The following is a 26,577-nucleotide window of genomic DNA, read 5'->3' as shown; positions in this document are numbered from 1 at the left end:
GGGATGAACGATGGAATTTGCTGAGTTAGTTATTGTATTTGCAGTAACGATCACCTTATCGAACATAGCTAGCCGCATTTTGCCAATGATCCCAGCTCCACTGATCCAAATTTTCCTTGGAGTGGTATTAGGTCTGACAGAGTGGGGACAATCAGTTGATTTTGAACCTGAATTGTTCTTGGTTATGATCATTGCACCATTATTATTTAGAGAAGGAGAAAAAGCAGATATTTCTTCGATTCTCAAAAATTTCGGGACGATTCTGTTCTTGGCATTTGGCGGAGTCATTTTGACCCTTGTCGGCGTAGGTGCGACGTTGTCATTCCTGTTGCCAAGTGTCCCTCTTGCTGCCTGCTTTGCTTTTGGAGCAGCGTTAGGTCCGACAGATGCGGTGGCAGTCAGTTCGCTTTCTGGACGGGTGAATATCCCTAAGAAAGCAATGCATATTTTAGAAGGAGAAGGCCTGTTGAATGACGCATCTGGTGTTACTGCCTTCCAGTTTGCTCTTGGTGCGCTGATCACCGGTTCTTTTTCCGCAGTAAATGCTGGGATGAGTTTAGTGGTCTCCAGTATTGGTGGAGCTTTGATCGGTTTTTTGCTTGTCTGGTTCAAACAAAAAATAATCCATTTGATTGAAAAAGCATCGGCACAAGATGTCACAGGGTATCTGCTCATCGAACTTTTGCTTCCTTTTCTAGCCTATGTATTGGCAGAGGCATTTGATGTATCTGGGATCATTGCTGCAGTAGCAGCAGGTATTCTCCAAGCTTCTGGTTTTAGGAGAATCACCGTGTTTGATGCAGAGTTATCGAGTTTGTCCCACAGTACATGGACAACTATTGCTTTTACACTGAATGCATTAGTGTTTATATTCTTAGGAATCGAACTGACACAAGTATTCTCGCCGGTATGGGGCGACGGTTTATATCCAAACGGTCTTTTGTTAGCAATTATCGTATTGATCTCTATTATGCTTTTTGTGATTAGATTCATTTCCATCAGTCTTTTTTATGTATTCAAAGATGGCAGTAAAAAGTTCAAAAAACAGTTGAACGAGATCTTGATTTTGACATTTGGCGGTGTAAAGGGAACAGTCAGTTTGGCTACGATCTTTATTTTGCCCTTTTCGATCAATAATATGATGTTTTACCAGCGATCTTTACTTTTGTTTCTGACGGCCGGTGTCATCTTAGTGACTTTGGTCATAGGGATCATTGTCTTGCCTATGCTGACGGAAACAGAGGAAGCGAAAAGTACGGATTTGAATGCTTTGATGATCTTAGAAGAGGTCGTTGAAGTTTTGCGAAAAGAAATAAAGGAAATTGATCGTGATACAAAAGAATTTTTAGCCACTGAAGCAGTGATAGAAAATTACCAGGAACGGATACGTGATCTGTACTTGGAAGATTTAACCGATGATGAAAAGCAAGAAGTACAAGAAATACAAGCGCTGATTTTGTCGATCGAACGCGACGGATTAGATGAAAGTTATCGTTCGGGTAAACTTTCTTCTAATGGTTATCGCTTTTATTCCCGTTTTCTTTCCCGGTTCGAACATTCGATCACCAGTCAATTTTTATCTTTTATCGGCTTTTGGTTCATTGTTGTCCGTAGGTTGATGCGAATCGTTCTCCACCCCAAAATGTTTTGGCAAAGAAGGTATGCGGATCGTCAGACATTTATTAGTGATGAAGATATCCAAGAAATCAGGGAGACATATCAAAAAAATACCCAATTGATTATTGAAAGTTTAGATAACTTGACTGATATTTATGATGAAACGATGCTTCAATTTTTTATCCAGCAACGCAAACTTGAGGGAATAAAAATGAGCTCGGGGAATTTGATTTCTTCGTGGATGATCCAGCAAGATAGCCTGTTTACGAAAAAAATGCTGAGAGGTTATTATCTTGAAAGAAAAATCATTGATGAATACGAAGTTGCTGAGAAAATCACGACGTTTTCTGCGAATAGCTACCGTAGGAATATCAATTTGTTAGAATCTTATACGATGAACAAACCGTCAGATAACTTTTCTTTCCGATTTGCGTTTCGAGCAAAGTCAAAAAAATCGAGCGCAACGAAATAAAAAAATAGATTTTCAAGAACGATAAAAACAAAACATGTCAGAACAGGATCGGATTGGTCCTGTTCTTTTTTTGGAACACAAAAAGAACAAATTCGAAAAAAATTTTCCTGAAGTTCACTATTTTTATGATACAATATCCAAGATAAGGAGGGAACACGTTGAAAGAATTAAAAGTAACTGACCTCAAAAAAACTTATGGTGAAAAAGATTTGTTTGACCAGATTTCTTTTTTGATCCACGAAAAAGACCGTATCGGGTTGATTGGGACGAACGGGACGGGTAAAACAAGTCTCTTAAATATTATTGCTGGTATCGATAGCGGCGATGGCGATCGGCAAACAGTGTTTTATCCAACTGATTACCGTATAGGTTATCTTTCTCAAGCAGCTGAATTTTCCGATGAATTAACTGTTCTCCAAGCAGTCTTTCAAGGAAACAGTCCCTTGATCCAAACTGTTCGAGCATATGAGGAAGCATTGATCGAACTAGGGGAAAATGGAGAAGACCCTAATGTGCAAAAACGTTATGCTAAAGTAGAAGAACAAATGAATAAAGAAGATGCTTGGACTACAGATACCAATGCGAAGATTATTTTGCAAAAATTAGGAATCAGTGAATTAGATAAAAAAATAAATACGCTATCGGGTGGACAGAAAAAACGAGTTAGTTTAGCTCAAGTGCTGATTGATGAACCCGATTTACTATTACTAGACGAGCCAACAAACCATTTGGATTATCAAGCGATCGAGTGGTTGGAAAACTATTTGAAACAATACCGTGGCGCCCTACTGATGGTTACCCACGATCGGTATTTTCTAGATAGAGTAGCAAACCGGATCTTCGAACTTTCATTTGGGAAATTATACGAGTACAAAGGAAATTATGAAGCTTACGTCTTAGAAAAAGCAGAACGTGATCGTGTAGAAGTAGAACAAGAAGAAAAGCGCAAGCGGCTTTATAAGCAAGAACTAGCATGGATGAGGGCAGGAGTGCAGGCTCGCGGTACCAAGCAGCAAGCACGAATCAACCGTTTCGAAGATCTAAAGGAGAATTTATATCAAGTAAACCAAGAAGATGACTTAGAATTGAATCTAGCGACACAACGTTTAGGAAAAAAAGTACTGGAAATCAAAGATGGCAGTTACCGTATAAATGACCAAACACTGCTAGAACATTTAGATTTGCTGATTCAATCTCGGGAAAGGCTAGGAATTACTGGTAAAAATGGGGCAGGGAAATCGACATTGCTTAATATTCTAGCTGGCAGAATTCCTCTGGGTAGCGGTACAATTTCTATCGGTGAAACGGTTCGGCTTGCGTATTATACACAAGAAAATGAAGAAATGGCACCAGATAAACGGATGATTGCTTACTTGCAAGAAGCTGCTGAAGAAGCAAAAACGGCTGATGGCAGTCAAATCGGGGTAGCAGAATTACTTGAACGATTTTTATTTCCGAGATTTATGCATGGGACACTGATTGGCAAACTTTCAGGCGGAGAAAAACGGCGATTGTTTTTGTTGAAACTGCTGATCCAACAACCCAATGTGTTATTATTGGATGAACCGACCAATGATTTGGACATAGCAACATTGACGATTTTGGAAGACTATTTCAGAAGTTTCCCAGGTGCTGTAATCACTGTTTCCCATGACCGTTATTTCTTGGATAAGGTAGCAGATAAGCTATTGGTATTCCAAGGAAACGGAAAACAAGAACTTTATTATGGAAACATGTCCAGTTATTTGCTGAAGCAAAAAGAACTCCAGCAGCCTGCTGAAAAAGTGAAGCCAAAAACACAGAGCAAGGAACCTGCTGGAAAGAAAAAATTATCTTATATGGAGCAAAAAGAATGGGAAACGATTGAAGAGGATATTGCAGAACTTGAAGAAAAAATCTCATTGCTCCAAGAAGAGATGAATCATCAAGGTGATGATTTCACTCGGTTACAGGAATTGCAAAACGACGTATCTGAGACAGAAGCACAACTTGAAGAAAAAATGGCACGTTGGGAATATTTGAGTGAATGGGCAGAAGATTAGGAGGAAAAGGGATGGAACAAGCGTATCTTGACTTAGGAAGAAAATTGTTGGAAGAAGGACATCGTAAAGAAGACAGAACGGGCACGGGTACGTTAAGTTTATTCGGGTACCAAATGCGGTTTGATCTGCAAAAAGGGTTTCCTTTGTTAACAACGAAACGAGTACCTTTTGGCTTGATCAAAAGCGAACTGCTTTGGTTTTTAAAAGGAGATACGAACATCCGCTATCTATTACAAAATAAAAACCATATTTGGGATGAGTGGGCATTTGAACGCTATATCAAAAGTACAGATTATAACGGACCAGATATGACTGATTTTGGACATAGAAGTTTGGCAGATCCTGAATTCAATGAAGAATACAAAAAGCAGAGCAAACTTTTTTGCGAAAAGATCCTAACAGATGATTCCTTTGCTGAGAAATACGGTGATCTTGGTCACATCTACGGTTATCAATGGCGGCATTGGGAGACAAAAGACGGCGGTTTTATCGATCAAATCAAAGAAGTGATCGAAGCAATCAAAAAGACACCTGATTCTAGAAGATTGATTGTCTCTGCATGGAATCCAGAAGATGTTCCTAGCATGGCTTTGCCTCCTTGCCATACAATGTTTCAATTTTATGTGCAAGAGGGACGGTTAAGCTGCCAATTGTATCAACGTAGTGGGGATGTCTTTCTAGGTGTTCCGTTCAATATTGCAAGTTATGCGTTGCTGACTCACTTGATTGCACATGAAACAGGTTTAGAGGTGGGAGAATTTGTTCATACATTAGGAGATGCTCATCTTTATATCAACCATATCGAACAAATGAAAGAACAATTAAGCCGAGAAGTACGCGCATTTCCAACTTTAGCTTTGAATCAGGAAAAGCAGTCAGTATTTGATTTTGAGATGGAAGATATCCAGTTAGAAGGATATGACCCACATCCAACAATCAAAGCGCCTATCGCTGTTTAAAATCAGAAAGGATGAGAAAATGTTAGCTGCAATTTGGGCACAGGACGAAAACGGATTGATTGGAAAAGAAGACCGCCTTCCTTGGCGTTTGCCAAATGATCTGAAATTCTTTAAACAAATGACAGAAGCAAATACATTAGTGATGGGACGTAAAACTTTCGAAGGGATGGGCAGCCGTCCGTTGCCGAATCGTCAAACGATTGTTTTGACTAGAGATCCTTCCTATACAGCAGAAGGCGTGCATGTTATGCATAGTGTAGAAGAAGTGCTTGCCTTGGAAAAAGAAACAGACGGTATTTTTTTCATCGCTGGAGGTTCAGCTGTTTATCAAGAATTTCTACCATTTTGTACGATATTATACCGGACAGTCATCCATCATGTATTTGATGGAGATGCTTATTTTCCACCTGTTGACTGGTCTGATTGGTCATTGATCAATACGAGTCAAGGAGAAATAGATGAAAAAAATCGTTACCCGCATCAATTTGAAACCTATCAGCGTAATGAGAATCCTTTAAAAAAAGGGACAGGCGAATAGACGATAAAAAAAACTATTGATGGAACAGCTTTTATTTAGAGCTGACCCATCAATAGCTTTTTTATTAAGTAAAGAATAAAACAGAGAAGTACATAAAACCTGCACCTAACATAACAAACAAATGCCAAACAACATGCATATAGCGGATAGAATTCAAACTATAAAAGAATGCGCCTATCGTGTAAGAAAGGCCGCCTGCCACCATCAAAATAACACCAGTCATTCCAAGAGAATGATAAAGAGGAACAGCAGCCACGACACAGAGCCACCCCATAAAAATATAGATGATCGTAGATACTTTTGATACTCTCTCGCGTTTATGCAACGTCAACGCTTTATATATAATGCCAAGAATCGCAAACAACCAGATCAATACAAATAAAGTCCAACCTAGCCATCCTCGGATACTCAGCAAACAAAAAGGAGTATAACTTCCTGCAATCAAAAGAAAAATCGAACTATGATCGAATACTTGGAACACCTTTTTTGCTTTTGTAAAAATCAATGAATGAAACAACGTAGACGTTAAAAATAAAAGAATCATCATCGATCCATAGATAGCATAAGAGACAATATGGAGAGAGGAATGCAAGTGGGCACCCTTTATCAAAAGAATCACTAGTCCTGCGATACTCAATCCAGTCCCAATTCCATGGGTGATTGCATTAAACACTTCATTTAATATTTCATACGTTCGATTAAATTTCGTTTTTTCCATGAAAACGGCTCCTTTACTAGGTGTAATTAATGAAAAATCATTATTTGTCTGTTATACTAAAAATAGAAATTGTCTTACATGTAGTTTAACATGAATAAGGCATCTTGTTAAAGAAAGAGAGAGAAAATAATGACAAACGTAAAAATCGTAACAGATTCTTCATGTACGATGGAAAAAAACATACGCGACGCTTTAGGCATTCGTGTCATGCCGCTATCCATCATGATCGACGGAACAGTATATCCGGATGATGACCAATTAGACGGTGAAAGATTTATGGAAATGATGGCGAAAGCAAAAAATCTGCCAAAAACCAGCCAACCACCGATTGGAGAATTCATCTCAATGTATGATGAGTTAGGAGAAGACGGCAGTGAAGTGATTTCGATCCACATGACAAAAGGCTTGAGTGGAACAGTAGAAGCAGCAAGACAAGCTAGTAATTTAACAAAAACGAAAGTAACGGTTATCGACAGTGATACCACTGACCAAGGATTATCGTTTCAGGTAATTCGAGCAGCTGAATTAGCAAAAGAAGGTAAATCAGTAGAGGAAATCCTTGAAGAAGTCAAAAAAGTACAAGATCATACAAAATTATACATCGGAATTTCCACACTAGACAACTTGGTAAAAGGTGGAAGAATTAGCCGAACGACTGGTTTACTGTCTAGTGTTTTGAACATACGCGTGGTGATGAATTTCGCCCACTCTGAATTGATTCCTGTAACGAAGGGGCGAGGAAAGAAAACGTTCGACAAATGGTTCAATAATTTGAAAAACGAACTGAAAGAATTGCCAAATGTGCGGCAAATCGGCATCTCACATGCGGATGCAAAAGAATTGGCACAAGAATTCAAAGAAGGTCTGCAAGAATTGTTTCCTGATATGCATATCCCTGTACTGCATACGAATCCGGTTATCGCTACGCATACTGGGAAAGACGCGTTTGCAATCATGTATTACGTAGACTAGTCAAAAAGAGGATAAGCCCTCAGCCTGCAAGGCTTTTAGCTTATTCTCTTTTTCTTTGTAAAAATAGGAAAATAATTATTTTCTTTTTTCATAAAGACTACCTTTTTGAGAAAATTTTTGATAACATTAGACCAATCGAATACAAGAGGTGAAAAGATGAAATTAACGAAACGACATTTGATCCTCGTTTTGTTCCCATTATTAATTGCGATCATCATCTATGCAGGTCTAGCTGCTTCCATACCGAAAGCTGGCCCTCTAATGAAACCAGTAACTACTGTGAGAGAAGATCCAAATAAAAAAGAAAAACTTCACTACATAGCTATCGGAGATTCGCTGACTGAAGGAGTAGGAGATCAAACCAAACAAGGAGGCTTCGTTCCCCTTGTCGCAAATGATCTAAAAGACCGTTATAATTTGACTGCGGTTGAAACAGAAAATTATGGTGTAAATGGTGAACGAAGTGACCAGATCTTAAAGCGAGTAAAAACAAAAGAAGAAATTCGAAACAATATCAAAACAGCTGATTTTATCACGCTGACTGTTGGCGGAAATGATTTGATGAAAGTTATCCAAAATAATTTGTTCGGGTTAACGGTCAATTCCTTTAAAAAACCACTGAAAAACTATCAGGAAAATGTCACAGAACTATTGGAAGAATTTCGATCCCTCAATAAAACCGCGCCAATTTATATTTTAGGCATCTACAATCCATTTTATTTGAACTTTCCTGAAATCACTGACATGCAGACCATCGTTAATAATTGGAACAAAGGAACAGAAACGGTGACGAAAAAAATGCCGAACTGCTACTTTATCCCAATCAACGATTTGCTTTATCAAGGATTGAATCAGGAAGTAGGTGTCACAGAAGAAGGCACAGATCAAACAACTAGCACGACAGAAAATCTAAATGGCATCAAAAACAATGTGCTTTACGAAGAAGATCATTTCCATCCGAATAATTTAGGTTATCAATTGATGGCAAATGCAGTGAGAGATCAGCTGATCGAGACACAAAACCAATGGCTAGAGAAGGAGGACGATTAAAAAACATGAAAACAAGATCTGGAGCAACTTCAAACAAAGCAAAGAAAATGAATTACTGGAAAGTCGCCTTTCTTATCCTTCTTGGGGTAGTACTCGGTTCGACAGTATTTTTAGGTAGCCGTATTTTTGCTAATCGGGAACCAGAACTCCCAGAAATACCTGCCCTCACGGAAAGGCAAGGCGATCCTGTCCTCACGATCAATTCAAATAAAGAAAAAGTCAATCAAATCATTAGCTTTTTCCTTAGTGAGTATCAAAAAGATAGTGATATCGAATATAAATTCTATTTGGAAAATGAAGCACTGCTCAATGGTACTTTCGAAGTATTAGGTTTTCCTATCAATTTCTATTTATATTTTGATCCTTATGTGATGGAAAATGGAAATGTCCAACTAAAAGCTAGAAGTCTTTCTATTGGAACATTGAGTTTGCCAATCAAAGATGTGATGAATATGATCAAGAGAAACTATAAATTGCCAGATTGGATCGAAGTTAATACAGATGATTTGACTATCATGCTTAGATTAGATCAATTCCGAATGCAAAACGGGATGTATATTAAAGCAGATAAAATCGACTTAGTAAATGATGACATTCGATTTAGTCTATATTTGCCAAAAGATACCTCTGATGCTTCAAACAACTCAAATACAAACAAAACTAGCAAAGCAGTACTGAAAGCAAAACAAAAGAGAACAATAAAACATCAAATGAGTAGTATTAGAGGAGGAATAATAATGGAACGAGCAATATTTGCAGGAGGCTGCTTCTGGTGTATGATCCAACCTTTCGATACGCTTCCTGGTATTCATACAGTGATGTCAGGATATACTGGAGGACACGTACCAGATCCAACTTATGAACAAGTAAAAAGCCAAACGACTGGACATACGGAAGCCGTGGAGATTATCTATGATCCAACATTGATTTCATATGAACAGTTAGTAGAACTTTACTGGCAGCAAACGGATCCGACTGATGCTTTTGGACAATTTGAGGATCGCGGCGACAATTACCGTCCGGTCATCTTTTATTTGACAGAAGAACAACGGATCATTGCTGAAAAAAGTAAGAAACAGCTAGCTGAAAGTGGACGTTTCGAACAGCCAATCGTTACGAAAATCGAACCAGCCCAACCATTTTATCTAGCAGAAGAAGACCATCAAGAGTATTATAAAAAGCATGCTGAAAATTTTAAAAGAAACCATGCACGCCGGGCTGCCTTTATTGAAGAAAATTGGAGGAACGAAGGGTGAATCGAAGCTTTTTTCACTATTTAATGACACTGCGAGGCGGTGGTGCACATGATACTTTATCTATTTTTGCTACAGAAGCCGGTAAAGATATCCAATTCCCTAAGCATAGCTCTAGCTACGAAGAAATTTCTAGTTATCTAGAATTGAATGTCGACTATTTGCCATCCATGGATATTTTTGACGAAGCCTGGGAAAAATATTTAGAGAACAATCATGACTTATAAAAATTGGCTTTCCATTTATGATCCAAGCGCTTTTTGTCCAACAGTTTGATAGAAAGAATTATTTTTATTTCAGCTATCTAGTCGCATTTTTTTGATATTTTTCTTATAATAAAGAAAGAATGAAAAAACGAGGGATGGATTGATAGAGATTGACAAAAAAACAACGCTATATTGATCGCTTCTGGCTTATATTCAAATACTTGCTTGTTTCTGTATTCATTGCGTTCATGTTGCGGGGATTTTTGTTCATCCCTGTACCAGTGGAAGGCAATTCAATGGAAAATGTCTTGAAACAAGGCGACATGGTTGTGATGGAAAAATTTTCGGAGATCAGACGATTTGATATTGTTGTTTTTCAATTAGCAGATGGGACGATTTATATCAAACGAGTGATTGGGCTTCCAGGAGAAAATGTTAGCTACCAAAATGATCAATTGAAGATCAATGGAAAAGTAGTGAAGGAGCCTTATCTAACTAAAAACATGAAGTCAGATCATGCAAATGCGTCCTATACGACGGACTTCACACTACAAGAACTGACGGGTCAATCGAAGCTTCCCGAAGATAGTTACTTTGTACTTGGAGATAATCGAAGAGTTTCAAAAGATAGCCGCTCATTTGGTACGATCAATAAAACGGATATTTTAGGTAAAGCAAGATTTGTGTATTATCCGCTTGATGAAATAAAATGGATCCAGTGAGAAATAATAAAGAGGTTGTGACCATTCTTTTGTCACAACCTCTTTATCGTTTGGTCCAAAATCAGCATATTACCTTAGTACATAAAATCAAACAGCTCGTTTAAACACTTTTCTAGCCTCTAAAGCTTTGATAAATGAATAAACGACTGTTACTTGAATAGGAATCTGAATCATATTCCTGATAACCCTGCCTAGAAAAATCACTTTGAAATCTGCACCAAACAAAACAGACATCAGCCAAGAATTGATAAAAAGGCTAACTGGAATCATAATCAATAGTTGGGCGGCGATGACGGAAAGCAGATTTATCTTTTTATGATATAAAAATAAGCCATTGATAAACCCACCAAGGAATGCTGTGATAAGAAAAGCAGCTTGAAACGTACCTGAACCAAATATTGTGAAATTCAAAGTGTTCGACAACATTTCAAGCAAACCAGCCCAGATCGGCCCATATAGATAACCCATAAGCGCCATACTTAAAAATCCGAATGTGACTTGAAAATAAGCAGGACCAATCGCTATCTTGTATAAGATGACATCAAGGGCTAATAAAAGGGCAGAGGTCGATAACAATCTTGCATTCATTTCAGGCAATCTAAAAACGTCTTTTGCAATCAAAGTGTTCAAAATATTCTCTCCTTTGTCAGTTAATAAGAAAAGGATACCATAAAATCGCCGATGTGTCATGACACCTTTGCGATTTACAAAAGTAACCATCCAACGACTAATAAAAGGAGAAGAAGACTGATTTTATAAACTGTAAAAAAGGCAATTGTACGATCGAAAAAAATAGAGGTGGAGAATACTTATCATATCACCCATCTCTATTTTTTTGTTATAAAAACGTCAGTTTCGTTATCTGCTTACATCTTCATCCATACGGGTTCTAATGTGTTTCCATCCAAATCTTGGACTTCTAATGAAAACATTTCTTCTTCAGGTATTCCCATATCGACTTCGTGGAAAGTACCACCATTTTCTTTGGCAATTTGAGCGAATTTTTTTACTTTGTCCGCGTTGTCCATGCTAAACGAAATCAAAGCGCCACTTGTTTTTTTATTATCGGCTATTTCTTTATCTTTTATAAATTTTTTATAAAAATCATGAGAGAGGAGCATCACCCAAAAAGTGTCATCCCACACCATTGAACTAGCTTCTTCAGTAGAGAATTCTTCGTTTTTTTTAAACCCAAGCTTTTCATAAAAAGCAACGGAACGATTGACATCGGCAACAGGAAAATTAACAAAAACCATACTATTCATTTGTTTCGTCTCCTTTCTGCTTTGTTCGTCCATCATCTCTTATTTAGGAAGCGCTGTCAAAAAATCAGGCTCGTATAGAGAGATCAAAATAAAAAATTTACATCATCAAAAAAGAGAAGATGTGATAGAATGAGGACTGGTTCACTTTCACTTAACTAATAGATAGGATTTTTTTATAATAGAAAAAGTGAATATATATTGAAAAAAAACAAGTAAAGTCGGAGAATATTCCGATATGAAAGGAATGGAGAGAACAATGACCATCCAATGGTTTCCAGGACACATGGCAAAAGCCCGACGAGAAGTTTCTGAAAAAATGAAATATGTGGACATCGTATTTGAATTGGTAGATGCACGTTTACCTTTATCTTCTCGTAATCCAATGCTAGATCAGATCATTCAGCAAAAGCCTCGGCTTGTTTTGTTGAATAAAGCGGATCTAGCAGATCCACAACAGACAAAGCTGTGGCAAGAATATTTTCGTAAGCAAGGCCACCTTGCGTTAGCTATCACGGCACAAGAAAGTAAAGGAATCAAAGGGCTAGTACCTGCAGCTAAAGAAGCGTTGAAAGAAAAGCGAGCAAGAGACGCTGCTCGTGGGATCAAGCCTCGCGCTATTCGGGCAATGGTGTTGGGTATTCCGAATGTTGGAAAGTCTACGTTGATGAATCGACTAGTAGGCAAAAAAATTGCTCAGACAGGAAATAAACCAGGTGTAACAAAAGGTCAGCAGTGGCTTCGTTTAGGTAACGAGTTGGAATTGTTAGACACACCAGGGATTTTATGGCCTAAATTTGAAGATGAAGAAATCGGCAAAAAACTAGCGCTGACAGGCGCCATCAAAGACCAACTTGTCCATTTAGATGATTTGGCGATTTACGGATTGGACTTTTTTGCCCGATATTATTCAGGAAGAATCAGCGATCGTTATGGTTTGCCAATCGAGCAAGAAGAAAAATTGGCACCGGAATTGCTGATGGATATCACAGCAAAACGTGGGTATAAAGAAGACTATGATCGCGGCAGCGAACTAGTCGTGCATGATATCCGTCAAGGAAAACTTGGTCGATACACATTGGATCGTTGCGAAGAAATGGAGCAAAAAAGCGATGAATGAATCCATCCAAAGTATCAAAGAACGATTGAAAAGCATACAGAGAATAGATGATCCTACACTAGAATCATTGAGAAACGATCCACGCAAAGGCGTACAGCAAGCGCTAGTTTCTTTTGAACGACGATTGAAAAAAGAGGCATTGATCAAGGAAAAATATGAAGAAATGTTTTGCTTTGAAAAACAAGGGTACGCACAAGGTCACCAATGGATTGCCGGCATTGATGAAGTAGGAAGAGGACCGTTAGCTGGACCTGTCGTGGCAGCTGCAGTTATCTTGCCGAAAAATGAGATCATATTAGGGCTGAATGATTCAAAACAGTTATCAGAGAAAAAACGAGAACTTCTTTCTCAACAAATTCAAGAAAAAGCTTTGGCCATCGGGATCGGAATCATTGATCAGCAGGCAATCGATGAAGTGAATATTTATGAAGCAAGTAAATTGGCGATGATCCAAGCAGTAGAAAACTTGTCTATTGCACCAAGCTATTTGTTGATCGATGCGATGACCTTGGATTTGCCTATACAGCAGGAAAAAATAATCAAAGGGGATGCACGATCTGTGTCGATTGCGGCTGCAAGTATCATTGCTAAAGTATATCGAGACCAATTGATGAAAGAATATGACGTGCTTTATCCTGGGTATGGTTTCTCGCATAATGCAGGCTATGGAACAAAGGAACACTTAGAAGGACTTGAAAGACAAGGGATTACGCCAATCCATCGCAAAAGTTTTGCACCTGTAAAAAAATATTTACAATAAAAAACAGCCGCTTTTACGTATCTTATTAAAAAGAGAGACGAAAGGCGGTTTTATGATGTATCAAATAGAAGAGAATTTATTGAAACTTGCTTATGCAAAAGGAATCAGTAGCCAAGGGAAATGGGCACTTGCTAACTGGATGATGCAGTATCCTTACAAAGAAATCGGATTTGAAGACATCGTTAAGATAGGAAAAATCACCGCACATCGGGAGCTGTTCCGTACAAGTTGGCAAGAAATTCACAATAATTGGGACAATATCCAATCGAAACAGTCGTTTGTTACTTGCTTTGATCTCAACTATCCCCCTCAGTTGCTTCACTTGACCTATCCACCAATTGTCCTGTTTTACAGTGGTGACCTGTCTTTACTTTCTTGTAATATGTTGAGCGTTGTTGGTGGAAGACGTACTTCTGCTTTAGCAAAAAAAACAGTGTATTATTTACTAAAACCAGTGGTAGAAGCTGGATATGTGATCGTCAGTGGCTGCGCGAAAGGGATAGATACCTACAGTCACCAAGCAGCAATCTCTCATGGTGGACGGACAATCGCGGTCATTGGAACAGGGATAGAGCAAGTTTATCCTGCTGAAAATCGTGACCTGCAAGAGGTGATTGCAAATGATCATCTTCTTTTGAGTGAATATCCTCCTCAATCCGGCCCGAAAAAGCATCGTTTTCCAATGAGAAATCGTATTATCGCAGCTTTGTCTAAAGGAACATGTGTCTTTGAAGCCAAGAAAAAAAGCGGCTCTCTGATAACAGCACAGCAAGCATTGGATCTTGGAAGAACAGTTTTTTCTGTTCCAGGAAATATTTTAACAGAACATTCTACCGGATGTCATCATTTGATCCAAGACGGTGCAGTTTGCACGGTTTCGGGTGAAGATATCTTGGCAGAATTTAAAGAATAACACCATACTTTTCATTTGCTTTTCTTGACAAACGTTTTCTGAATGGATATGATTAGCTACGATTTGTATGAATCCTCTTTTAATAGTAGGAACACGACAATGGAAAGGAGTCCATTCAGTAATGGCGTATAAATATTTAGTGATTGTAGAATCACCTGCAAAAGCCAAGACGATTGAGAAATATCTTGGACGAAACTATAAAGTAATGGCCAGTGTTGGCCATATAAGAGATTTACCGAAAAGTAAAATGGGTATCGATTTTGAAAACAATTATGAACCCCATTATATTTCTATACGCGGAAAAGGCGATGTCATCAAAAGCCTGAAAGCCGCAGCAAAAAAAGCTCAAAAAGTTTACTTGGCAAGTGACCCGGATAGAGAAGGAGAAGCGATTGCTTGGCATTTAGCGTACCTACTTGGGTTGGATCTGAAAGAAAAAAATCGGGTGGTCTTCAATGAAATCACAAAAGATGCAGTCAAAGCAGCCTTTAAGGAACCAAGAACAATCGATGTAGATTTAGTAGATGCACAGCAAGCTCGTCGTACCTTAGACAGAATCGTTGGTTATTCGATCAGCCCTATTCTTTGGCGCAAAGTCAAGAAAGGGTTAAGTGCAGGACGTGTCCAATCTGTCGCTTTAAAAATTATTATTGACCGTGAAAAAGAGATCCGAGAATTTGTTCCAGAAGAATATTGGAGCATCGACGGTAATTTTAAAAAAGCTCGCAAGAAATTCAAAGCAAATTTCTGGGGAATCGACGGTAAGAAAAAGAAATTACCAGATGCACAAAGTGTAAAAGAAGTCACTGCTAGAATTGATGGAACAGACTTCGAAGTTAAAAAAGTAGAAAAGAAAGAGCGCAAAAGAAACCCTGCGAATCCTTTCACTACAAGTAGCCTGCAACAGGAAGCTGCCCGTAAATTAAACTTTCGAACAAGAAAAACCATGATGGTAGCACAACAATTATATGAAGGAATCACTTTGGGTAAACAAGGAACAGTCGGCTTGATTACATACATGCGTACTGATTCTACCCGGATTGCCGATACAGCAAAAGCAGAGGCCGCAGCATTTATTGAAGATACGTATGGAAAAGAATTTTCTAGACATGATCACCGAAAGATCAAAAATGCTCAAGGTGCACAAGATGCCCATGAAGCTGTGCGTCCAACAAGTGTGCTTCGTACACCAGATGAACTCAAACAATATTTAGATAAAGATCAATTGAAACTTTATACATTGATCTGGTCACGTTTTGTGGCTAGTCAGATGACGCCGGCTATTTTAGATACAATGAAAGTAACATTAGAACAAAATGGTGTGATCTTCATTGCGAACGGTTCAAAAATCAAATTCAAAGGATTCATGCAAGTGTATGTGGAAGGTAGAGATGACGGCAAAGAAGAGAAAGAAAATATTCTTCCAGAACTTGAAGAAGGCGATGTCGTCCAATCTGTTGATATTGAACCAAAACAGCATTTTACTCAACCACCTGCACGTTTCAGTGAGGCTACGTTGATTCGTGCACTAGAAGAAAACGGGGTAGGGCGACCTTCCACTTATGCACCAACACTTGATACGATCCAAAGACGCTACTATGTAAAATTGACACAAAAAAGATTTGAGCCGACAGAATTAGGAGAGATTGTCAATTCGCTGATCTGTGAATTCTTCCCTCAAATCGTCGATATCCATTTCACAGCAGAAATGGAAGGAGATTTGGATAAAATCGAAGAAGGCACGGAAGCGTGGGTCAAAGTAGTCGATCGTTTCTATAAACCGTTTGAAAAAGAACTGACGAATGCGGAAGAAAAAATCGAAAAAATCCAAATCAAAGATGAACCAGCAGGATTCGATTGTGATGTCTGTGGACATCCGATGGTGATAAAATTAGGGAAATACGGGAAGTTTTATGCTTGTAGCAATTTTCCTGATTGTCGGAATACCAAACCGATCGTAAAAGAAATCGGTGTGACTTGTCCAGTATGTCATGAAGGGCAAGTCATCGAACGAAAATCTAAGAAAAACAGACTGTTCTACGGTTGTTCTCGTTTCCCAGAATGTGAATTCACTTCTTGGGATAAACCAGTGGGCAGAAATTGTCCAAAATGTGACGGATATCTGGTCGAAAAGAAAGTCAAAGGTGGCAAACAAGTAGTCTGTGTAAATGGAGACTACGAAGAAGACATCCAAAAATAATAGAAAAGAGGTTCTTTCATTGAAAATGGTAAATGTTGTTGGAGCAGGACTTGCCGGAAGTGAAGCTGCTTGGCAGATCGCACAAGCAGGAGTACCTGTCCGTTTATATGAAATGCGTCCAGTCAAATCGACTGAGGCGCATCACACAAGTAATTTTGCTGAACTAGTATGTTCCAATTCACTAAGAGGAAACAGTTTGGCTAACGCAGTAGGATTATTGAAAGAAGAAATGCGACGATTGAATTCAGTAGTAATCACTTCGGCAGATGAAACAGCAGTGCCAGCTGGTGGTGCTTTAGCTGTTGACCGAGATTCTTTTTCTGAAACGATTACCCGAAAAGTCAAAGAGCATCCATTAGTAACAGTGATAAACGAAGAAATTACTGAAATACCAGAAGGAATCACCGTAGTAGCAACAGGACCGTTGACTTCTCATCCATTGGCAGAAAGCATCAAAGCATTCAATGGTTCAGATGGTTTTTATTTCTACGACGCAGCTGCACCGATCGTAGACAAAGCTACGATCGATATGGATAAAGTATATTTGAAGTCCCGCTATGACAAAGGAGAAGCAGCTTACTTGAACTGTCCGATGACAGAAGAGGAATTCAGAGCTTTCCATGAGGCACTAATCAATGCCGAAGTGGCAGAACTTAAATCTTTTGAAAAAGAAAAATATTTTGAAGGATGTATGCCAATCGAAGTAATGGCACAGCGTGGATTCAAAACAATGCTTTTTGGTCCTATGAAACCAGTTGGATTGGAAGATCCTAAAACTGGCAAACGTCCTTATGCTGTTATCCAGCTACGTCAAGACAATGCTGCAGCTTCTTTATACAACATCGTGGGCTTCCAAACTCACTTGAAATGGGGCGAGCAAAAACGTGTTTTCCGGATGATTCCTGGATTGGAAAATGCTGAATTCGTTCGCTATGGTGTTATGCACCGAAATAGCTTTATGAATTCGCCAGAATTACTGAAACCGACGTATCAATCAACGAAACGCGAAGATTTGTTCTTTGCAGGTCAGATGACTGGTGTAGAAGGCTATGTTGAAAGTGCAGCAAGCGGATTACTTGCTGGAATCAATGCCGCACGCTTAGCAAAAGAAATGGAACCAGTCGAGTTTCCACAAGAAACAGCTATTGGAAGCATGGCTTATTACATTACTCATGCGGAAGGAAAACATTTCCAACCAATGAATGCCAACTACGGTCTGTTTCCTGAATTGCCGGAACGCATTCGGGACAAAAAAGCAAGATATGAAGCAATTGCCCAACGCGCTTTAAAAGCGAATGAGACAATAAAAAAAGAATTAGAAAAAACAGCAGTCCCAAATGAGTGAGCAAACTCGATGAAGAGGGTGAGACGGATAGTCTCGCTCTTTTTCTTGCGTTTTTCTTAAGGATTTCTCAAACAAAATGTGAGGAATTGCATTAATTGTGAACAAACTTAGAAATATTGGTTAAATTCTGACAATTTATTTGTCTTTTTGTAGACGCTGTGCTAAATTATTCTCTGGGACAAAAGGAAGGTGAGAAAATGACGGAAGCCACGTGGGAACAAAAATTTTTGCGTTATTTGATTGTCGAAAGAGGATATTCAGAAAAAACGAAAGAAGCATATGAAGAAGATATTCTCCATTTTAAACATTTCTTGGAGGAATCTGGAGACGCTGATCTGCTGAAGGCGGAATACTTTACGGTTCGTGTCTATTTGAGTGCATTAGCTGATCATCGCCCCAGCTATAGCAGAAACTCTATCAGTCGCAAGATAGCTAGCCTCCGTTCGTTTTATCAGTACCTTCTCAAAGAAGAAGTGATAAAAGAAAATCCATTTTCTTACGTTCATCTCAAAAAGAAAAATTTGAGATTGCCACGCTTTTTTTATGAAGATGAAATGCAAGCACTTTTTGACAGCGTAGCAGGAGATAGTCCTCTAGATTTGAGGAACCGCGCTTTGCTGGAAGTCCTTTACGGATCTGGTATCCGTTTAAGCGAGTGTAGCAATCTGTTGGTATCAGACATTGATTTTGATTCAGAGGTCATGTTGATTCATGGTAAAGGAAACAAGGAGAGATACGCGCCTCTAGGTTCTTTTGCCCAAGATGCTCTACAAGAATATTTCACAGAAGGCCGTCAGGTATTGATGACAAAATATCACGAAGAGCATGATATTGTTTTTGTGAATCATCATGGAAAACCAATCACGCCTACTGGTATTGAATATGTCTTGAATCAGATGATCAAAAAAAGCAGCTTGGATAGCGATATCCATCCCCACATGCTGCGTCATACATTCGCCACTCATTTATTAAATAATGGGGCAGATTTGCGGACAGTCCAAGAATTGTTAGGACATGCCAATTTATCAACTACCCAGATCTATGCCCATGTAACAAAAGAAAGTTTACAAAAAAACTATCGTTCATTCCATCCAAGAGCGTAAAATAAGGAAAAGAACAAATTTAGGAGGAAACAAACATGGTCGAATCACCATTTCATTCAACCACAATCTGTGCTGTCGAAAAAGACGGAAAATTTGCCATGGCTGGAGATGGCCAAGTAACAATGGGTGAATCTGTTGTCATGAAAGGCACAGCAAAGAAAGTACGACGTATCTACAATGGCGAAGTCGTTGTAGGTTTCGCCGGAAGTGTCGCAGATGCATTTACTTTAGAAGAAAAATTTGAAGGCAAACTGAACGAATACAATGGAAATCTGCAACGTGCAGCTGTTGAATTAGCTCAAGAATGGCGGACACAGCAATCTATGCAAAAACTTGAAGCGATGCTGATCGTAATGAATGAGAAAGAAATGCTTCTTGTTTCAGGTACAGGAGAAGTAATTACGCCAGATGATGGCATCTTAGCTATCGGATCAGGCGGGAATTTTGCGTTGGCCGCAGCCCGAGCAATGAAAAATTATGCTCAAAATGACATGAGTGCGAAAGAAATTGCAGAAAATGCGTTAAATATTGCCGCAGACATCTGTATCTTTACTAATCATAATATTATCGTAGAAGAACTGTAAGAGGTGAGTAAATATGTATGAATTGAAACAAACACCAAGACAAATCGTAAGTGAATTAGACGAGTACATCGTAGGACAGCATGCAGCAAAAAAATCTGTTGCCGTCGCTTTGCGTAACCGCTACCGCCGTTTGCAGTTAGATGAAAAAATGCAACAAGATATTACACCCAAAAATATGCTGATGATCGGACCTACAGGGGTCGGTAAAACAGAAATCGCGCGACGTTTGGCCAAAATCGTCAATGCACCATTTGTCAAAGTCGAAGCAACAAAATTTACTGAAGTCGGTTATGTCGGAAGAGATGTAGAATCAATGGTCCGGGATTTAGTAGAAAATGCGATCCAAATCGTAGAAAAAGAGCAATACAGCCGTGTATACACAAGTGCTAAAAAAAATGCTGAAAAACGTTTGGTAAAAATCTTAGTGCCTGGTATAAAAAAAGAACAGAAACAATCCACTAATCAATTTGAACAAATGATGAATCTTTTTAATGCTAGTCAGCAAAACAACGCAGAACCACAAGAAGAAGTGACAGAAGATATTCGGATCAACCGCCGTACAGTTTTGGAACAACTACAAAAGGGATTACTGGACAATCGTGAAGTAACCATTGAAGTCGAAGATCAAAAGAAACCTGCACCAATGATGAACAATGGATTGGAGCAAATGGGGATCGACCTAAATGAAACGTTAGGTGCTCTAACACCAAAGAAAAAAGTGGAACGGACGGTAACGGTCAAAGAAGCTTTAGAGTTATTAATCAAAGAAGAATCAGCAAAACTAGTCAAGGATGCTGATATCCACAGCGAGGCAATCAAATTAGCAGAAGAAAGCGGGATTATCTTTATCGATGAAATCGATAAGATTACTTCTAAATCACAGCAATCTGGAGAAGTATCCAGAGAAGGCGTCCAAAGAGACATATTGCCAATTGTCGAAGGTTCACAAGTAAACACAAAATACGGAATCATCCAAACAGATCACGTCCTATTCATTGCTTCAGGAGCTTTCCATTTGTCTAAACCAAGTGATCTAATTCCAGAACTTCAAGGACGCTTCCCAATACGGGTAGAATTAGATGATTTGACAGCTGAAGATTTTGTGAAAATTCTGACTGAACCGAATAATGCTTTAATAAAACAATATGTAGCATTGATTGGTACAGAAAATGTGTCAGTTACATTTACAAAAGAAGCAATTGAACGGATCGCTCAAATTGCTTTCGATGTCAATCGTGACACAGATAATATCGGTGCACGTAGACTGCATACTATTTTGGAAAAACTATTAGAAGACCTATTATTTGAAGCACCAGATATGCAAATGGGTGAAATAACGATCACAGAAGCATACGTTGATGACAAACTTGGCTCAATTGCGGCAAATGAAGATTTAAGTCGCTATATTTTATAAAATCGGAGGACGACAATGACAGACTTGCTAACGAAAACCCGCAAGATAAACACACTTTTGCAGCAAAAGAATACTTTTGACATGCAAGCAGATTTGCCTTACGATAAAATGGCTGTCACATTAGGTGGTATTCTTGACAGCAACACCTATATCATAGGAAGTGACGGAGTATTACTAGGTTATAATGAACGCCACGATGTGAATAATGAACGAATCAAAACAATGTTTGTTGAGAAACAATTTCCTGAATCTTACACTGATACAGTGGCACAGCTGATGAAAACTGAAGCTAATATCCCGATTACAAGTGATATTACTGCGTTTCCGGTAGAGTCAAGAGAAAAATACCCATTTGGTTTGACGACTGTCGTTCCAATCTTTGGAGCTGGCGAACGTCTGGGGACGATCATTTTATCTCGCGTGGAACAATCGTTTGCAGATGACGATCTCGTCTTAGCAGAATATGGAGCTACGGTTGTCGGTATGCAGATCCTTTATCAGAAGTCTCGAAGTATCGAAGCTGATGTACGGAGTGCAACGGCTGTTCAAATGGCAATCAACACATTGTCTTACAGCGAGTTAAAGGCTGTACAAGCCATTTTTGAAGCATTGGATGGAGATGAAGGACGTTTGACTGCTTCTAACATCGCCGATAGCATCGGAATCACTCGTTCTGTGATCGTCAATGCTTTACGAAAATTGGAATCAGCTGGAATCATTGAATCTCGCTCGTTAGGCATGAAGGGAACTTATTTAAAAGTATTGAATTCCCGTTTTAAAGACGAATTGGCAAAACATAGTTATTAGAAACAAGGGGACTGGGGCGGATATAGATGTTTGCTCCAGCCTTCCCATTTTAAAAAGTAAGTCGAAGTTGGAGGAATGGCAATGACTGTTATTATTCAAAATGACCAGCTGATCGCTGAAATCGCTGAACACGGTGCGGAATTGATCAGTTTAAAATCAAAAGAACACGGTTTAGAGTATATCTGGCAAGGTGATCCAGCGTATTGGGGTAGACATGCACCAGTTTTATTCCCTTTTGTTGGACGCTTAAAAGATGACCAGTATGTTTACCAAGGGAAAACATATCAAATGGGACAACATGGATTTGCCCGAGATATGGATTTTGAAGTCATTGAACATGGACAAGAAATGGCTAGTTTCATCTTGCGGAATACACCGGAGACATTAGAAAAATATCCTTTTGATTTTGAATTAGTGATTAGTTATGAATTAGGAGGAGACGGTATCACGGTCCATTACCAAGTAGCAAATACAGGTGAAGAAGAAATGTTCTTTTCTATCGGTGGACATCCTGCTTTCAATGTACCTCTTGAAGAAGGATTGTCATTCGAAGACTTTTATCTAGCATTTTCTCCATTGAAATCAAGATTACGCCTGCCTTTGAAAGGCCCATTCATTGATATGGATCAAAAGACGTTAGGACAAACAAATACGAATTTGGCTTTGAATCGGGAGCTTTTTGATCAAGATGCATTGGTTTTTGAAACAAGAGGACTAAATGCGTACGCCATTCGGAGTGAAAAATCTTACCATAGCATAACTTTAAGCTATAAAGATATGCCTTATGTAGGAATCTGGTCTCCTTATCCAAAAGAAGCCCCTTTCGTGTGTATCGAACCATGGTGTGGAATTGCTGACACGGTGAATAGCAGTGGAAACTTGATGGAAAAAGTAGGAATCAATCAACTAGGTGCCCATGAAATCTTCAAGACAAAATATTCGATCACAGTGAAGTAAGAGGGTGTAAAAAAGCTATTCTACATCAAGTAATAGGAGGTTGTGGCAGAAGTGGTCAGCTTCTGGAACATCGTTTGTTCGAAAAAAGGGAGTGTGACATGGATTTGTCACACTCCTGTTTTATCTCTTTGGACTGAAAAAGTGTCAGGATTTTTTCTTGCTGCTGTTCAAACCAAATGGGATTCGACTTTCCGTATGGTTTCTGATACGCTTGATATTGTCTTTGTGACGATAGAAGATAAAGGAAGAGACTAAAAAGGCAATGATCGTCAGCAACCAATTGGGCTTAGCCAAAATCACAGGAGCTACATAAGGAAGGACGATCGTGGATAAAGTGATCAACGCTGCACTGATCATACTGCTCAAACTCACCATACTTGTACAAAATAGACTAACGATAAAAATGATACAGGAATAAACAAAAAATACAGGATTAAATCCTAAAAGCATTCCTGCACTTGTCGCAACAGCTTTTCCTCCTTTAAACCCAGCAAATATCGGAAATGTATGACCAAGAATCGCACATACCCCAAACCAAAGAGGGTTAGTCCCAGAAAGGTGAAAAATCATCGGCAGACAAGTAGCCAATGTACCCTTTAAAATATCCATAAGAAGGACAACGATCCCGGCGGTTTTGCCTAATACCCGAAATGTATTGGTGGTTCCAGTATTACCGCTCCCATGTTGCCGGATATCTTTTTTGAAAAACAATTTGCCGATCCAGACACCGGAAGGAATAGAACCTAAAAGATATGCTAAAATAAGTAATAAGATCAATTTCATTTTTTACCCTCTCTCAAGTTGAAAACTATCCTTTATTTTAGCATGAATAGGTAACAGGAACAATTGAAAAAATGAAAGATACAAGTATAATAGATGAAATAAAAAGAAAAGCAAGGGGTGACAGAAATGTCTATAAAAAATCCAACACAAGAAACGATTTTTAACTATTTGAAAGAAGCAAAAAATATTGCCGTCGTAGGCTTGAGCAATAAACCAGAGCGAACAAGTTACATGGTTGCACAGGTATTGCAAGACAATGGATATAAAATCATACCAGTAAATCCATTATTGGCTGGTGAAGAAATTCTAGGAGAGAAAGTTTATGCGAATGTAACAGAAATCGATGATCCAATCGATATCGTAGATGTATTTAGACGGAGCGAATTTTTGCCTGAAATAGCAGCTGATTTTTTGAAAACCGATGCTAAAGTGTTTTGGGCACAACTAGGGATCGAAAACGAAGAAGCAGATGAGATGCTAAGAAAAGCAGGACGCACAGACATCGTAATGGATCGCTGTATCAAGATTGAACTTGGTAAGTTGAAAGAAAACCAAAAATAAAAATGACCACAAAGAAGAGATGATCGATAGAGAGGAATGTCGAAAAAGCGGTTAGGAGATAATTAAAATTGATTTCTCATCTAACCTCTTTTTTTTCACGACCTTTTCTAGTATGATAATCGTGGTGCGGTTTTGCCGCAAAGTATTATTGAAGGAGCGTTTGCCTTGGCAAAAAAAGTAAACAACGAATATAATGACTCGTCCATCCAAGTATTGGAAGGATTAGAGGCAGTTAGAAAAAGACCAGGGATGTACATTGGATCCACTGACAGCCGAGGCTTGCATCATTTAGTCTATGAAATCGTCGATAATGCAGTTGATGAAGCATTATCAGGATATGGCAGTGAGATTGATGTGACCATCCATGAAGACAATAGTATAACTGTTGCAGATAGCGGACGCGGGATGCCTGTAGGGATGCATGCTTCCGGAATCCCAACAGTTGAAGTGATTTTTACTGTGCTGCATGCTGGCGGAAAGTTTGGCCAAGGAGGGTACAAAACTTCTGGTGGACTTCACGGTGTAGGAGCCAGTGTGGTAAATGCCTTATCGAAATGGCTGACTGTAACAATCGTTAGAGATGGCATAGAGTATCAGCAGAAATTTAAAAACGGCGGTAAACCTGACGGTACGTTGAAAAAGATAGGAAAAACAAGAAAAGCAAACGGGACGATTGTCCATTTTTTACCAGACGATACAATATTTAGTACAACAAAATTTTCATACGAAATTTTAGCCGAACGGTTAAGAGAATCTGCCTTTCTTCTAAAAGGCGTTAAAATCTCACTTTCTGATCTTCGGGGAGAAGAATCAGTCAAGGAAGTTTTCCATTATGAAGAAGGAATCAAAGAATTTGTTGATTACCTGAATGAAGAAAAAGATACATTGACACCGGTCGTTTATTTTTCAGGAGAAAAAGAAGGTATCGAAGTAGAGGTCGCTTATCAATACAATGACGGGTATTCAGAAAATGTCTTATCTTTTGTCAATAATGTTCGAACAAAAGATGGTGGAACCCATGAAGCTGGAATGAAAGCGGCAATGACGAAATCTTATAACGAATATGCGAGAAAAGTCGGCTTGCTGAAAGAACGGGACAAGAATCTGGAAGGTAGTGATTTCAGAGAAGGATTAGCTGCTGTTCTCTCTATCCGTGTACCTGAAAATCTTCTGCAATTTGAAGGCCAAACAAAAGAAAAACTTGGTACGCCAGTTGCTCGTACCGTAGTAGATAACGTCATCAGTGAACAAATGGGCTTTTATTTGCAGGAAAATAGCGAAATGAGCCAGATGTTGGTCCGTAAAGCAATCAAAGCGAGAGAAGCGAGAGAAGCAGCACGTAAAGCCAGAGAAGAAAGCCGAAATGGGAAGAAACGTAAAAAAGGCGAATCTCTTCTTTCAGGAAAATTGACACCCGCACAATCCCGAAACCCTAAGAAAAATGAATTGTATTTAGTCGAAGGGGATTCTGCCGGCGGATCTGCTAAACAAGGAAGAGACAGAAAGTTCCAAGCAATTCTACCTTTACGAGGAAAAGTCATCAATACCGAAAAAGCTAAAATGCAAGATATCTTGAAAAATGAAGAAATCAATACGATGATCTATACGATTGGTGCAGGAGTCGGCCCTGAATTTTCTATCGAAGACTGTAATTACGACAAAGTAATCATCATGACCGATGCGGATACAGACGGCGCCCATATTCAAGTATTACTGCTTACTTTCTTTTATCGTTATATGAAACCGCTGATTGAAGCTGGGAAAGTATATATCGCGTTACCTCCTTTATATAAAGTATCCAAAGGACAAGGGAAGAAGCAAGTCATTGAATATGCGTGGACAGATGACGAATTGGCAGCAATGATTAAAAAAGTCGGCAAAGGATATATGCTACAGCGATATAAAGGACTTGGAGAGATGAATGCGGAACAATTGTGGGAAACAACGATGGATCCAACTTCCCGTACGTTGATCCGCGTCCGTATCGACGATGCTGCGCAAGCTGAGCGTCGAGTAACCACACTAATGGGTGACAAAGTAGAACCTCGAAGAAAATGGATCGAAAATCACGTACAATTTACGTTGGAAGAAGATGGCAGTATCTTAGATAAAAAAGAGGATGCTGAAATCTCTCCTTCGGTTTCTAATGAATTGTTAGATGAAGAACGAGCAGATAAAAACGAAGACAATCAGTTATTTGAAGTAGAATAGGAGGTCAC

The 26,577-nt window shown here is 38.9% G+C and carries 25 protein-coding genes and 1 pseudogene; 22 read left to right on the top strand and 4 right to left on the bottom strand.

From position 1 onward, the window contains the following. The first annotated feature begins 10 nt into the window (after nt 1-10). The 4 genes from KFO35_RS05235 to KFO35_RS05220 all read left to right on the top strand — a co-directional run bounded on the left by KFO35_RS05235 (nt 11) and on the right by KFO35_RS05220 (nt 5,628). The gene (locus tag KFO35_RS05235; RefSeq protein WP_002290189.1) at nt 11-2,089 is read left to right on the top strand and encodes a cation:proton antiporter; all 2,079 of its coding nucleotides are present in this window, start codon (nt 11-13) and stop codon (nt 2,087-2,089) included. Nucleotides 2,090-2,247: 158 nt separating this feature from the next. Continuing rightward, nucleotides 2,248-4,131: an ABC-F family ATP-binding cassette domain-containing protein gene (locus tag KFO35_RS05230; protein WP_002315210.1), complete on the top strand. Its 1,884-nt coding sequence runs from the start codon at nt 2,248-2,250 to the stop codon at nt 4,129-4,131. An 11-nt stretch (nt 4,132-4,142) separates the two neighbouring features. Beyond that, entirely contained in the window at nt 4,143-5,090 is a 948-nt protein-coding gene (locus KFO35_RS05225) for a thymidylate synthase (protein ID WP_002290192.1), read from the top strand. A 19-nt stretch (nt 5,091-5,109) separates the two neighbouring features. Continuing rightward, nucleotides 5,110-5,628 carry a dihydrofolate reductase gene (locus KFO35_RS05220; RefSeq protein ID WP_002290193.1) on the top strand — a complete coding sequence of 173 codons (519 nt, stop codon included), beginning with the start codon at nt 5,110-5,112 and terminating at the stop codon, nt 5,626-5,628. 64 nt (nt 5,629-5,692) lie between these two features. On the opposite strand, the gene trhA is transcribed toward KFO35_RS05220, so the two are convergent. Beyond that, complete coding sequence (gene trhA / locus KFO35_RS05215) at nt 5,693-6,346, bottom strand: PAQR family membrane homeostasis protein TrhA (protein WP_002290194.1); 654 nt, start codon at nt 6,344-6,346, stop codon at nt 5,693-5,695. A 129-nt stretch (nt 6,347-6,475) separates the two neighbouring features. On the opposite strand from trhA, the gene fakB reads away from it, so the two are divergent. The 6 genes and pseudogenes from fakB to lepB all read left to right on the top strand — a co-directional run bounded on the left by fakB (nt 6,476) and on the right by lepB (nt 10,549). Beyond that, nucleotides 6,476-7,318 carry a DegV family protein gene (fakB, locus tag KFO35_RS05210; RefSeq protein ID WP_002290196.1) on the top strand — a complete coding sequence of 281 codons (843 nt, stop codon included), beginning with the start codon at nt 6,476-6,478 and terminating at the stop codon, nt 7,316-7,318. Between the two features lie 156 nt (nt 7,319-7,474). Beyond that, the gene (locus tag KFO35_RS05205; protein ID WP_010732778.1) at nt 7,475-8,368 is read left to right on the top strand and encodes an SGNH/GDSL hydrolase family protein; all 894 of its coding nucleotides are present in this window, start codon (nt 7,475-7,477) and stop codon (nt 8,366-8,368) included. A 5-nt stretch (nt 8,369-8,373) separates the two neighbouring features. Next, nucleotides 8,374-9,086: pseudogene (locus KFO35_RS05200) on the top strand (YpmS family protein). A 19-nt stretch (nt 9,087-9,105) separates the two neighbouring features. Then, nucleotides 9,106-9,624, top strand: coding sequence for a peptide-methionine (S)-S-oxide reductase MsrA (msrA, locus tag KFO35_RS05195; RefSeq protein WP_002315206.1), 519 nt, complete (start codon nt 9,106-9,108; stop codon nt 9,622-9,624). Next, nucleotides 9,621-9,848 (top strand): YozE family protein, encoded by a 228-nt coding sequence (locus tag KFO35_RS05190; RefSeq protein ID WP_002309571.1) that lies wholly within the window; start codon nt 9,621-9,623, stop codon nt 9,846-9,848. The genes msrA and KFO35_RS05190 overlap by 4 nt, the downstream gene beginning before the upstream one ends. A 149-nt stretch (nt 9,849-9,997) precedes the next feature. Continuing rightward, nucleotides 9,998-10,549, top strand: a complete 552-nt coding sequence (gene lepB / locus KFO35_RS05185; protein WP_002290203.1) for a signal peptidase I — start codon at nt 9,998-10,000, stop codon at nt 10,547-10,549. Between the two features lie 87 nt (nt 10,550-10,636). On the opposite strand, the gene KFO35_RS05180 is transcribed toward lepB, so the two are convergent. Both KFO35_RS05180 and KFO35_RS05175 read right to left on the bottom strand, forming a co-directional pair. Continuing rightward, nucleotides 10,637-11,179, bottom strand: a complete 543-nt coding sequence (locus tag KFO35_RS05180; protein ID WP_002315205.1) for a folate family ECF transporter S component — start codon at nt 11,177-11,179, stop codon at nt 10,637-10,639. Nucleotides 11,180-11,415: 236 nt separating this feature from the next. Beyond that, the gene (locus KFO35_RS05175; protein WP_002290207.1) at nt 11,416-11,814 is read right to left on the bottom strand and encodes a VOC family protein; all 399 of its coding nucleotides are present in this window, start codon (nt 11,812-11,814) and stop codon (nt 11,416-11,418) included. A gap of 256 nt (nt 11,815-12,070) precedes the next feature. On the opposite strand from KFO35_RS05175, the gene ylqF reads away from it, so the two are divergent. The 10 genes from ylqF (at nt 12,071) to KFO35_RS05125 (ending at nt 23,014) form a co-directional block, all read left to right on the top strand. After that, entirely contained in the window at nt 12,071-12,931 is an 861-nt protein-coding gene (gene ylqF, locus KFO35_RS05170) for a ribosome biogenesis GTPase YlqF (RefSeq protein WP_002315204.1), read from the top strand. After that, nucleotides 12,924-13,691, top strand: a complete 768-nt coding sequence (gene rnhB, locus KFO35_RS05165; RefSeq protein WP_002315203.1) for a ribonuclease HII — start codon at nt 12,924-12,926, stop codon at nt 13,689-13,691. The genes ylqF and rnhB overlap by 8 nt, the downstream gene beginning before the upstream one ends. A gap of 55 nt (nt 13,692-13,746) precedes the next feature. Further along, nucleotides 13,747-14,604 carry a DNA-processing protein DprA gene (dprA, locus tag KFO35_RS05160; protein WP_024636191.1) on the top strand — a complete coding sequence of 286 codons (858 nt, stop codon included), beginning with the start codon at nt 13,747-13,749 and terminating at the stop codon, nt 14,602-14,604. 121 nt (nt 14,605-14,725) lie between these two features. Beyond that, the gene (topA, locus tag KFO35_RS05155; RefSeq protein WP_002288411.1) at nt 14,726-16,804 is read left to right on the top strand and encodes a type I DNA topoisomerase; all 2,079 of its coding nucleotides are present in this window, start codon (nt 14,726-14,728) and stop codon (nt 16,802-16,804) included. After that, a complete protein-coding gene (trmFO, locus tag KFO35_RS05150; protein WP_080000586.1) occupies nt 16,773-18,149 on the top strand; it encodes an FADH(2)-oxidizing methylenetetrahydrofolate--tRNA-(uracil(54)-C(5))-methyltransferase TrmFO in 1,377 nt (458 codons plus the stop codon). The genes topA and trmFO overlap by 32 nt, the downstream gene beginning before the upstream one ends. A gap of 197 nt (nt 18,150-18,346) precedes the next feature. Further along, nucleotides 18,347-19,252 carry a tyrosine recombinase XerC gene (gene xerC / locus KFO35_RS05145; RefSeq protein WP_002315200.1) on the top strand — a complete coding sequence of 302 codons (906 nt, stop codon included), beginning with the start codon at nt 18,347-18,349 and terminating at the stop codon, nt 19,250-19,252. Between the two features lie 35 nt (nt 19,253-19,287). Further along, nucleotides 19,288-19,836, top strand: coding sequence for an HslVU peptidase proteolytic subunit (hslV, locus tag KFO35_RS05140; protein WP_002290221.1), 549 nt, complete (start codon nt 19,288-19,290; stop codon nt 19,834-19,836). A 13-nt stretch (nt 19,837-19,849) separates the two neighbouring features. Then, nucleotides 19,850-21,250, top strand: coding sequence for an ATP-dependent protease ATPase subunit HslU (hslU, locus tag KFO35_RS05135; protein WP_002290222.1), 1,401 nt, complete (start codon nt 19,850-19,852; stop codon nt 21,248-21,250). A gap of 15 nt (nt 21,251-21,265) precedes the next feature. After that, nucleotides 21,266-22,057 (top strand): GTP-sensing pleiotropic transcriptional regulator CodY, encoded by a 792-nt coding sequence (gene codY, locus KFO35_RS05130; protein WP_002315199.1) that lies wholly within the window; start codon nt 21,266-21,268, stop codon nt 22,055-22,057. Between the two features lie 81 nt (nt 22,058-22,138). Next, the gene (locus KFO35_RS05125; RefSeq protein ID WP_024636192.1) at nt 22,139-23,014 is read left to right on the top strand and encodes an aldose 1-epimerase family protein; all 876 of its coding nucleotides are present in this window, start codon (nt 22,139-22,141) and stop codon (nt 23,012-23,014) included. Between the two features lie 144 nt (nt 23,015-23,158). Here KFO35_RS05125 and plsY read toward each other — a convergent pair whose 3' ends face one another. Next, nucleotides 23,159-23,797, bottom strand: a complete 639-nt coding sequence (gene plsY, locus KFO35_RS05120) for a glycerol-3-phosphate 1-O-acyltransferase PlsY (RefSeq protein WP_002290229.1) — start codon at nt 23,795-23,797, stop codon at nt 23,159-23,161. 126 nt (nt 23,798-23,923) lie between these two features. Here plsY and KFO35_RS05115 point away from each other — a divergent pair, with 126 nt between their 5' ends. Beyond that, complete coding sequence (locus tag KFO35_RS05115) at nt 23,924-24,358, top strand: CoA-binding protein (protein ID WP_002315197.1); 435 nt, start codon at nt 23,924-23,926, stop codon at nt 24,356-24,358. A gap of 165 nt (nt 24,359-24,523) precedes the next feature. Continuing rightward, the gene (gene parE, locus KFO35_RS05110) at nt 24,524-26,569 is read left to right on the top strand and encodes a DNA topoisomerase IV subunit B (protein WP_002315196.1); all 2,046 of its coding nucleotides are present in this window, start codon (nt 24,524-24,526) and stop codon (nt 26,567-26,569) included. The last annotated feature ends 8 nt before the right edge of the window (nt 26,570-26,577 follow it).

The sequence above is a fragment of the Enterococcus lactis genome (genome assembly GCF_015751045.1).
GTDB lineage: Bacteria > Bacillota > Bacilli > Lactobacillales > Enterococcaceae > Enterococcus_B > Enterococcus_B lactis.
Note: the sequence above shows the minus strand (reverse complement) of the source record. Positions and strands in the feature narration are given on the sequence as shown.